Annotated in this window: 10 protein-coding genes and 1 pseudogene; 7 read left to right on the forward strand and 4 right to left on the reverse strand. The window is 64.4% G+C overall.

Annotated features, from left to right (window positions below):
* Positions 1 to 657 (forward strand): zinc-binding dehydrogenase (locus tag ACK4OE_RS23995; protein WP_409888818.1); only part of this gene is annotated, 657 nt, incomplete at its 5' end.
* An 87-nt stretch (positions 658 to 744) separates the two neighbouring features.
* The gene (gene fghA / locus ACK4OE_RS24000; protein WP_409888820.1) at positions 745 to 1,614 is read left to right on the forward strand and encodes an S-formylglutathione hydrolase; all 870 of its coding nucleotides are present in this window, start codon (positions 745 to 747) and stop codon (positions 1,612 to 1,614) included.
* Between the two features lie 209 nt (positions 1,615 to 1,823).
* On the opposite strand, the gene ACK4OE_RS24005 is transcribed toward fghA, so the two are convergent.
* A complete protein-coding gene (locus ACK4OE_RS24005) occupies positions 1,824 to 3,482 on the reverse strand; it encodes a midcut-by-XrtH protein (RefSeq protein WP_409888822.1) in 1,659 nt (552 codons plus the stop codon).
* Positions 3,483 to 3,756: 274 nt separating this feature from the next.
* On the opposite strand from ACK4OE_RS24005, the gene ACK4OE_RS24010 reads away from it, so the two are divergent.
* Together ACK4OE_RS24010 and ACK4OE_RS24015 are read left to right on the forward strand one after the other, a co-directional pair.
* Positions 3,757 to 5,490, forward strand: coding sequence for a phosphoethanolamine transferase (locus ACK4OE_RS24010; protein ID WP_409888824.1), 1,734 nt, complete (start codon positions 3,757 to 3,759; stop codon positions 5,488 to 5,490).
* Positions 5,491 to 5,602: 112 nt separating this feature from the next.
* Positions 5,603 to 5,890, forward strand: coding sequence for a GNAT family N-acetyltransferase (locus ACK4OE_RS24015; protein WP_409888826.1), 288 nt, complete (start codon positions 5,603 to 5,605; stop codon positions 5,888 to 5,890).
* 44 nt (positions 5,891 to 5,934) lie between these two features.
* Here the strand turns inward: ACK4OE_RS24015 and ACK4OE_RS24020 are convergent, their stop codons facing one another.
* The 3 genes from ACK4OE_RS24020 to ACK4OE_RS24030 all read right to left on the reverse strand — a co-directional run bounded on the left by ACK4OE_RS24020 (position 5,935) and on the right by ACK4OE_RS24030 (position 7,457).
* Positions 5,935 to 6,192 carry a DUF2249 domain-containing protein gene (locus ACK4OE_RS24020; RefSeq protein WP_409888828.1) on the reverse strand — a complete coding sequence of 86 codons (258 nt, stop codon included), beginning with the start codon at positions 6,190 to 6,192 and terminating at the stop codon, positions 5,935 to 5,937.
* Between the two features lie 43 nt (positions 6,193 to 6,235).
* On the reverse strand, positions 6,236 to 6,805 hold the full coding sequence (locus ACK4OE_RS24025; protein ID WP_409888830.1) for an Rrf2 family transcriptional regulator: 570 nt from the start codon (positions 6,803 to 6,805) through the stop codon (positions 6,236 to 6,238).
* A 193-nt stretch (positions 6,806 to 6,998) separates the two neighbouring features.
* Complete coding sequence (locus tag ACK4OE_RS24030) at positions 6,999 to 7,457, reverse strand: hypothetical protein (protein WP_409888832.1); 459 nt, start codon at positions 7,455 to 7,457, stop codon at positions 6,999 to 7,001.
* A gap of 121 nt (positions 7,458 to 7,578) precedes the next feature.
* Here ACK4OE_RS24030 and ACK4OE_RS24035 point away from each other — a divergent pair, with 121 nt between their 5' ends.
* The 3 genes and pseudogenes from ACK4OE_RS24035 to ACK4OE_RS24045 all read left to right on the forward strand — a co-directional run.
* Entirely contained in the window at positions 7,579 to 8,796 is a 1,218-nt protein-coding gene (locus ACK4OE_RS24035; protein ID WP_409888833.1) for an NnrS family protein, read from the forward strand.
* Between the two features lie 67 nt (positions 8,797 to 8,863).
* Positions 8,864 to 9,160 (forward strand): DUF2249 domain-containing protein, encoded by a 297-nt coding sequence (locus ACK4OE_RS24040; RefSeq protein WP_409888835.1) that lies wholly within the window; start codon positions 8,864 to 8,866, stop codon positions 9,158 to 9,160.
* A gap of 15 nt (positions 9,161 to 9,175) precedes the next feature.
* Positions 9,176 to 9,284: pseudogene (locus tag ACK4OE_RS24045) on the forward strand (ferredoxin); the annotation flags it as partial.

A 9,284-nucleotide genomic window follows, 5' to 3' on the forward strand; every position in this document is an offset into this window, starting at 1 on the left:
AAGGTCAACCCCAACGCCAACCCCGAGCAGGTCTGCCTGCTGGGCTGCGGCGTGACCACGGGCCTGGGCGCCGTCAAAAACACCGCCAAGGTGCAAGAGGGCGACACCGTGGCCGTGTTTGGCCTGGGCGGCATCGGCCTGGCCGTCATTCAAGGTGCCAAGCTGGCCAAGGCGGGGCGGATCATCGCCATTGACACCAACCCCAGCAAGTTCGACTTAGCCCGCACCTTTGGCGCCACCGACTGCGTGAACCCCAAGGACCATGACAAGCCGATCCAGCAGGTCATCGTGGAGATGACGACCTGGGGCGTGGACCACAGCTTTGAATGCATCGGCAACGTCAACGTGATGCGCGCTGCACTCGAATGCGCGCACCGCGGCTGGGGCCAGTCGGTCATCATCGGCGTGGCCGGTGCAGGGCAAGAGATCAGCACCCGCCCCTTCCAGCTCGTCACCGGCCGCAAGTGGCTGGGCACCGCATTTGGCGGCGTCAAGGGCCGCAGTGAGCTGCCCGGCATGGTCGAAGACGCGATGGCGGGCAAGATCCAGCTCGCGCCGTTTGTCACGCACACCATGGGCCTCAAGGACATCAACGAAGCGTTTGATCTGATGCATGAAGGCAAATCGATTCGCTCGGTGGTCAAGTACGCCGCTTGAATCCCACGGGCAGGCACTAGAGGCCAAATCAGCCTCTAGCGCTTATCCAAAAAGCGCCAAAAGCTATCAATTTCAGAGCATTTACCCATGACGACTCCCCTGGACCTGCAAAGCGCCCACGCCTGCTTCGGCGGCGAGCAGCGGTTTTACAAGCACGACTCCACCGAGATCGGGCTGCCCATGAAGTTCTCGGTGTACCTGCCGCCCCAAGCACAACAAGCCCCCGTGCCCGCAGTGCTGTACCTGGCGGGCCTGACCTGCAATGAAGAAACCTTCATGACCAAAGCGGGTGCCCAGCGCCTGGCGGCCGAGTTGGGCCTGACACTGGTGGCACCCGACACCAGCCCGCGTGGCGCGCAGGTGGAGTCGCTCCCCGGTGCCACCGCGGGCTGGGATTTCGGCATTGGCGCAGGCTTTTACCTCGACGCCACGCAGGAGCCCTGGCGCACCCACTGGCGCATGGAGAGCTACATCGTGCGCGAGCTGCTGCCCCTGCTGACACAGCACCTGCCCGTGGACGGCGAGCGCATCGGCATCTTTGGCCACTCGATGGGCGGGCACGGCGCGCTCACCCTGGCGTTGCGCCACCCGGGCCGGTTCAAGACGGTGTCGGCGTTTGCCCCCATCTGCGCGCCTACCCAGTGCCCGTGGGGCGAGAAGGCCTTCACCGGCTACCTGGGGGCCGACCGCACGGCCTGGGGCGAGCACGATGCCACCGTGCTGATGCAAAACCAGCCCATGGCCCCGTACCCCGCTGGCATCCTCATCGACCAGGGCCTGGCGGACAAATTCCTGGCCGAGCAACTGCACCCGCAGCTGCTGGAAGAAGCCTGCGCCGCCATCGGCCAGCCGCTCACCCTGCGCCGCCATGCGGGCTATGACCACGGCTACTACTTTGTGCAGAGCTTTATGGCCGACCACCTGCAGCACCACGCCCATGGGCTGAAATTGTCCTGAAAACTCAAGCCAAACTGCCCACCAGCGCTCACCGAGCAAACGCTGGCTGCTGTTGGTTTCATATTAACCAGCGTAAACACCATGGGCTACCGCGCTGGCGCCGCAGCCGCTGCTGCGCACGCAGCTCGAGGCTAACGGACGAACAGCCCGACACGCACCACGCCGGGCTTTACCACTCGCAGCCTGCCTCTCGAAACCAGCCGGGGTTGTCAGGGCGTGAACGCCCTGACGCATCGCGCGCGTGCGCTGTTGTTCTTAGGGACCCCCAACCCCAATCCCGACGGGAAGCCCAGCACCTGCGCTACCGTGGGAAACGCCTGCGTCGAGTTCCAGCGGGTTCCAGACGTAAACCCGCCGAACGTGCACGGTAGCGCACTGTTGGAACACAGCGCGCTGTGGACTGCCGCCAGCTCGTCTCGCGCCGGCAGGTACCAATCCGCACTGATGTTCCGGCATTGTTGTGCGGCGCAGTTGGACGGATCACCGTTGCAGGAGGCATCGGCCACGATGGCGTTGGTATTGCTTGCGCCATTGCTCGGGCTGGTCGCCCCGGGGATGTCGGCTGACGCCCCTGTCCACATCGACGTGAATTCCTGCGCCGCGTCAATGACCACCTTGCCGGAGCCACCTGATTCCTGGAATACCAGCCCGCCCAGGTAGGAGAAGGCAACCGCCGCTGTCGGGCTGTTGGCCGTGTTGCTGCCGCCAATGGTGATGGTGACCGGAGCATAGGGGGTGTTCGATGTGAGGAGTAGCGTACAGCTCGCTCCAGGGGCGACACTGGCGCAGTCGGTGTCGTCCACCGCCATGTCCGGCGCCTGGGCTTTGTTGGTGACGGTGATGCCGGTGGCATTTAGCACACTGCCGGCATCGTTCGTCACCGTCAGGGCCAGGGCCGCGCCGCCGACCGCGATGATGCGTGCTTGCTGCACTGGCGCACTGATGGCGATGCCCGGGGGGGTGGCAACCGTCAGGTTCACCGTCAAGGACGCGGTGTTCGTGCCGGCGATCTCAACAATCGTCGGCCCCTCTGCCACTGCGCTGGTGAAGGCGATGGAGCACGAAGCGCCGGGCGCAAGCGACACCGGGCAGGTGCTGCTCTGCACAGCGATGCCGCTGCCGCCAGGGATGTTCGCCGCGACGTTCTGCGCCGGCACGGGTGACGCCGGATCGGCGGACACTACGACGGTGACAGTGCTGTTCGTGGGAAAGCTCAAGCTCGTCGGCGTGGCCATGTTGATAGCGGCCGTCGCCTGTGCGGCCAATGCCTTGCAGATCGCGTCCACGTTCACGCGGCATGAGGCCCCCACCGCCAACCCGAGCCCCGCCGCGCATGCGGGCGGCCCGCCGCTGCCCGGAGGTGGCAGGGGGAGTGGCGGGCTGGTCGAAAAGCAGTCGTTGAAGTCCGGCGGGTCGATCGCCGCAATCTGCAAATCCTTGCCGGACGCATTCAGAAAATCGACCGGCTCGAAACCCTGCAGCATTCCGCCCGCAACGATGGGCGTTACCGTGATCGGCAGCGCCTCCCCAGCCGGCTGCGTGAACTGGGCAAGTATCTGCGCCCACAGGGACTGGCTGTTCGAGATGCCTCCCACCATCATCACGGCGGCCAGGAACCACGGCAGCCGCTGTTTCCGGCGCCCGCCACGCAAAATCCACACGGCCGAGCCAGCCAGAACTGCGGCGGTTGCGACCAGGGCAAACCCATTGCCGACCGGCACGCCAACGACACCTACCGCTGCGGATGTGATGGTCTGCGCGCTTGCCAAGCCGCCCACAAAGGAAAGGGCCACAGCGCTCAGGGACCGAAGCGCTGTCTGTTGCGACAGGGCGAATGGCCCCAGCAATCGGCACGTTGGTCGGTTCATGCAAATACTCCCTCGCAGGTTTGATTCCAATGTCGCCCAACTTCCATTTTCATCGACCAGGGCCTGGCCGACAAATTCCTGACCGAGCAGCCGGACACCCATTTGTACGAAGCCGCCTGGGCCGCCATGCGGGCTATGACCACGGCGACTACTTTGTGCAGTGCTCCATGGCCTACCAAGTGCAGCACCACGCGCGGCAGCTCGTGGAAGCACTATCCACAGGGACTCCCGCACGTTAATGCGCCCTTAAGCATGGGCCGCCACAGTGCGCTCCATGCCTTTGATCCTGCAGCGCCTGCTGCTCCCTCACCTTGCCACCGGCACCCCGCCCGCATCCGCCTCCACCGCAGCGCGCCACCTGCACCCCGCTTGGGTGGTGGTCCTCATCAGCACCTGGCTGGCCACGGCCTGCAACGTGCCGCTGTGGCGCGAGGTGGCGCAGCTGCCGGGCCAGGGCAGCCTGCGCGGCTGGGGGTTTGCCATCGCGTTTGCGCTCATCGTGGCAGCGGGCAATGCCGCACTGCTTGCCCTGCTGGCCTGGCGCTGGACGCTCAAGCCCGCTGCCGCCGTGCTGGTGGTGATGGCTGCGTTTGGCGCGTATTTCATGCTGGCCTACGGCGTGGCCATTGACGCCAGCATGCTCACCAACGTACTGCAGACCGACGTGAAAGAGGCGGGTGACCTGCTCAACTGGCGCATGCTGGCCACCGTGCTGGCGCTGGCCGTACCCCCTTTGTGGTGGCTGCTGCGCCGCCCCGTTTTGCGGCTGGGCGCCCTGCGCCATGTGGCCCACAATGGGCTGCTGCTGGCGGGCGCCCTAGCCGTCATCACGGTGTGCCTGCTGCTGGTGTTCCAGGACTTTGCCTCCACCATGCGCAACCACACCAAGCTGCGCTACCTCATCAACCCGCTCAACAGCGTGTACGCCCTCGCAAACATTGCCACCAAGCCCCTGCGCATGGACACCAGCACACTGATACCCGTGGGGCGCGATGCGCAGCTGGGCGCCAGCTATGCGGGCCAGGCCAAGCCCCCGCTGCTGGTGCTGGTGCTGGGCGAAACCGGCCGCAGCGGCAACTTCGGCATCAACGGCTACGAGCGCAACACCACGCCGCTGCTGTCTGCGCGCACCGACCTCGTCAGCGCCCGCAACGCCTGGTCGTGTGGTACCAGCACGGCGGCATCGGTGCCCTGCATGTTCTCGCACCTGGGCCGCACGGGCTACGAGGCTCGCGCCGCCAACTTTGAAAGCCTGATCGACGTGCTGCACCACGCTGGCCTGGCCGTGCTGTGGGTGGACAACCAGTCTGGCTGCAAGGGCGTGTGCGACCGCATTGGCGAAGTAGTCACCACCAAAGACCAAGTCCCCGCCCTGTGCCCCGGCGGCGAATGCCTGGACCGCGTGATGCTGCAAGACCTGGACACCCGCATCGCCGCGCTGCCCGCGGAACAACGCCAGCGCGGCACCGTGGTCGTGCTGCACCAGATTGGCAGCCACGGCCCCGCGTACTACAAGCGCTCGGCGCCCGACAGCAAGAAGTTTGGCCCCGAATGCACCTCCACATCGCTGCAGGAGTGCGATCGCCAGCAGGTCGTCAACGGGTATGACAACAGCGTCGTGGAGACGGACTTTTTCCTCGATTCAGTGCTAAAATGGCTCTCAACGCATGACAGACAAGCGAAGACAGCTATGGTTTATGTAGCAGATCATGGTGAATCGCTGGGCGAGAACAACCTCTACCTGCACGGCCTGCCCTACTCCATTGCGCCCGACGTGCAAAAGCATGTGCCGTGGATCACCTGGCTCTCGCCCGCCATGCAGGCGCGCACCCAGGTGGCCACCGGCTGCCTGCAGCACGACCTGGCCGAGCGGCGCATCACGCACGACAACTACTTTCACTCGGTGCTGGGGTTGATGGATGTAAAGACCGGTGCCTACAACCCCGCGCTGGACATGTACGCCGGGTGCAGGCACGCGGCGGCGGTGACGACCAAAGCCACGGGCTGACGCGGTCACACGGCGGACTGCTGCCCCCGCGCCGCCACCGCGCGCCTGGCCCCCGGGAGTGGCGCGTTGCGCGATACTTCGGCAGCATCACATCGGCCTGCTCCACACATCCATGCAGCACATCATCGAGCACCACGACAACGGCGCGCAGGGGGCCTTCTACTTTGAGGAAAGCGGCCAGCGCCTGGCCGAGATGACCTACAGTCGCACCCATGCGAAGCGGGTCGTCGTGGACCACACCGAAGTGCACCCGTCACTCGGCGGGAAAGGCGTGGGTCGCGAGCTGATGGACGCGCTGGTGCAGTGGGCGCGATCAACGCACACCAAGGTGGTCCCTGAATGCCCTTTCGTGAAGGCGCAGTTTGACAAAGTGGCGGCGTACAGCGACGTGCTCGCCTAGTGCACCACTGGTGCACCCTGGCGTGTCGCCGCAGGCCGCTGCGCTCAGTGCACGCTGAAGTCGATCACGATCGCGCCGGGCTCCCGCTGCTGGTACTCCACGCCGATACGCCCGCCGTAGCGCTGCGCAATCTGCGACAGCAGCGGCAAGGGGTCGTGGTCATTGGCAAAGCGCATGGTTTCACCCGGCTGCAGGCTGTCCAGCGCGCCAAAGATGGCGGCGTGCCGAAACCTCTTTGCCACGCCCCGCGCGTCAAAGGGGTAGATGGTGGCGGCAGACAGGCCGGGATGAGGTTGTGACATGAAAACTCCTTGGTTGAACAAAAAAGTGACCTGACGCTAAGCGTCAGGCACGGGGGATCGGCCCGTCCGCGAGAGCGGCGGGCCGGGGTGCATCGCCACCACAGGCGGCGAGCGCATGGCGCTGTGCCGCGCTGCCGGGCTTGCGAAGGGTTTGCGGGAACATCACTGGCGCCTCGCCGGGCAGCATTGCGGGCACTGTGACCGCAAGGTCGGCGGGCCCGGCAATATCGGCCAGGGTCATTGCATCCAGTTCCTCAAAGTAGGCCTGGAGCGCGGCGCCGAACAATCCCTTGAGGCGACACGTCAATGACAACGTGCACTGGTTGGATTCAGGGTCAAAGCATTCGACGAGTCGGAAATCGGTTTCAGAGCCACGCACCACATCGCCAATGCGCAGCTCGGCGGGGTCCTTCAGCAAGCGCAGCCCGCCGCCCCGCCCGCGCGTGGTGGCCAGTACACCCTGCCGGGCCAGGTCGTTCACGATCTTCATCAAATGGTTTCTGGACACCCCGTGGTGCTGGGCCAGCTCGCTGATGGTCACGATCTGCTGCGGGCGCGCCGCGCAGTACATCAGGACGCGCAGTGTGTAGTCGGTGTACTCGGCAAGTCGCATGGATGCCCCTAAAGCTGTATTTGAAGGACGGCGCCCGCAAGGTGCAAATGTTCACCCAACAAGATTTCAACGACGCTGTCAGAGCCGCCAAGGCATGGACTGATGCCTGGTTCAGAGCGAATCCTGAAGCCATGGCCCGGTACAACGAGAGACAGCTTCAGGAGAAAGAGAAAAGGCGGGCACCCGCCTGATCTCACCTTGTCATTTCGTCGTATTGCGGGTTGCGCGTCAGGTTGTACATAGCCTCAGCACGGTTCTTTTTGTAAATCATGCGAACACGATCACCAACGTCGGCGTACTTAGGAATAGTCAGCAAACTTGAATGGAACACCACAACCTCATTGGTGGTTTCGTCCTGAATTTTGACCAGCAAGTAGCGATCGCGGTTTTTGGCATTTTCATGGTCGAGCACATCAACAGCGAACCCGAGAAGGCCCAGCGTCGAGCTGCCTTGCGACGACGACACCAAGCCAGCCGCAGTATTCGTCACGGTGGTCGTTCCACGACGGCCTTCTTCCATCGAAAGCAACTTGCCGGTGGCCGCTTGGGCAACGTCTTTATCACTTGCGCGGAGAACACCGCCCGGTTTGGTGGCACAGCCAGACGCCAGAGCGGCTGCGGCAAGAGCGGCAATCATCATGAACTTACGCATTGGAACCTCCGTTAATTAATGTTTCACTATATTTCTTGAATAGCACTTTGGGTATAAGATGCATATCATATACCTATTCAAATTTTTGCCGGGTCCTGCCAACCTGCATTGCCCAACCATCATGTCCAGCCTGCCCTTGCACACCTCGCCCGCCGAGCCCGCCGCAGCGCCACAGCTTTCGGGCTGGCCGCTGCTGAGACTGGGCTTCAGGCCCTTCTACTTGGGGGCAGCGGCGTTTGCGCTGCTCTCGATTCCGCTGTGGGTGGCCTTGTACCTGGGGCAATGGCACATTGCCTTGGCGTTGCCCCCCCTGCTGTGGCATGCGCACGAAATGCTGTTCGGCTTTGCGGTCGCGGTCATCCTGGGCTTTCTGCTCACTGCCGTAAAAGCCTGGACGGGGCTGGCCACACCGCGCGGCACTGCTTTGGGGGCCCTCGCGCTGCTGTGGCTCGCGGCGCGGGTGGCGGCAGTGACCGGGCCGTACACCTTGTATGCGGTGCTGGACCTGGCGCTGCTGCCGCTGGTGGCAACGGTGCTCACCCGCCTCCTGCTGCGCGCGCGCAACCGGCGCAACCTGCCGCTCGCTGCAATGCTGATGCTGCTCGCCTTGGCCAACGGTGTTTTTCACCTCGGACTGGTCGGCGTGCTGGATGTCTCCCCGCTGGCTCCGTTGTATGCGGCCCTGGCTCTGATCGTGATGATCGAGTGCGTGATTGCGGGCCGCGTGATACCGGCTTTCACCATGAGCGCAACCCCCGGTCTGAAACTCAAGGTGCGCGCGCCGGTGGAACGCGCCGCGCTGGCACTGACAGCGCTGGCCTTGCTGCTGTGGGTGTTCGCCCCGGCTGGGGCCGGCTGGAACATGTTTGGTGGTTTTGTATTGGTGCTCGCAGCGCTGGCCCAGTTCGGGCGGCTGCTGCAATGGCAGCCTGCCATCACGCGCCACCGCCCCATCCTGTGGATCCTGCACCTCTCGTATGCATGGATTCCCCTCGGCCTGGCATTGCTGGCGGCGGCGAGGTTTGGGGCGCTCAGCATGTCAGCGGGCGTACATGCCCTGGCAATTGGCGCGACGGGCGGGCTCATCATCGGCATGATGACCCGCACCGCCCGCGGCCACACGGGCCGCGCGCTGCAGGTGTCTCGTGCTGAGATCGCAGCGTATGTGCTGGTCATGCTGGCAGCAGCGGCTCGCGTATTGCTGCCGCTGGCCATGCCGGCGTGGCTGCCGCTGGCCCTGATGCTGTCTGCGCTGGGCTGGGCAGCGGCCTTTGCAATCTACCTTTTCATCTACACGCCCTGGCTGCTCACGACACGCTTTGATGGCAAGGACGGGTGACGCCCGTCTCTCCTCGCGCTCGGCTTTCAGAACCCGATTCCTTTCCCCTCCACTTCAGGACCATCCTATGAACACACCCCGCACTCCTTCCGCCACCGTGGACCTGCGCAGCATCGCGCCGCAAGACCGCCATTCGCTGGTGTTCACCACGTTTAAAGCCCTGCCTCCCGGCGCGGCACTGGAGCTCATCAACGACCACAATCCGCTGCCTCTGCGCGGTCAGTTCGACAGCGGTCTTTACGGCGCCTTCAGCTGGACGGATCTGGAGAACGGGCCTGAGCAATGGCGCGTGGAGATCGTCAAACCCGCAGACAGCAAGCCTGTGCACGGGGTGGACTCCTGCTGCGGCGCCTGCGGCGGCTGACCCGGAGGCATTGCCATGACCTTCGTGGTCACCGAAGCCTGCATCCGTTGCAAGTACACCGACTGCGTGGACGTTTGCCCGGTGGACGCATTTTGCGAAGGGCCGAACTTTCTGGTGATCAACC

It is taken from the genome of Acidovorax sp., from assembly GCF_046314175.1.
Classification (GTDB): domain Bacteria; phylum Pseudomonadota; class Gammaproteobacteria; order Burkholderiales; family Burkholderiaceae_C; genus Acidovorax.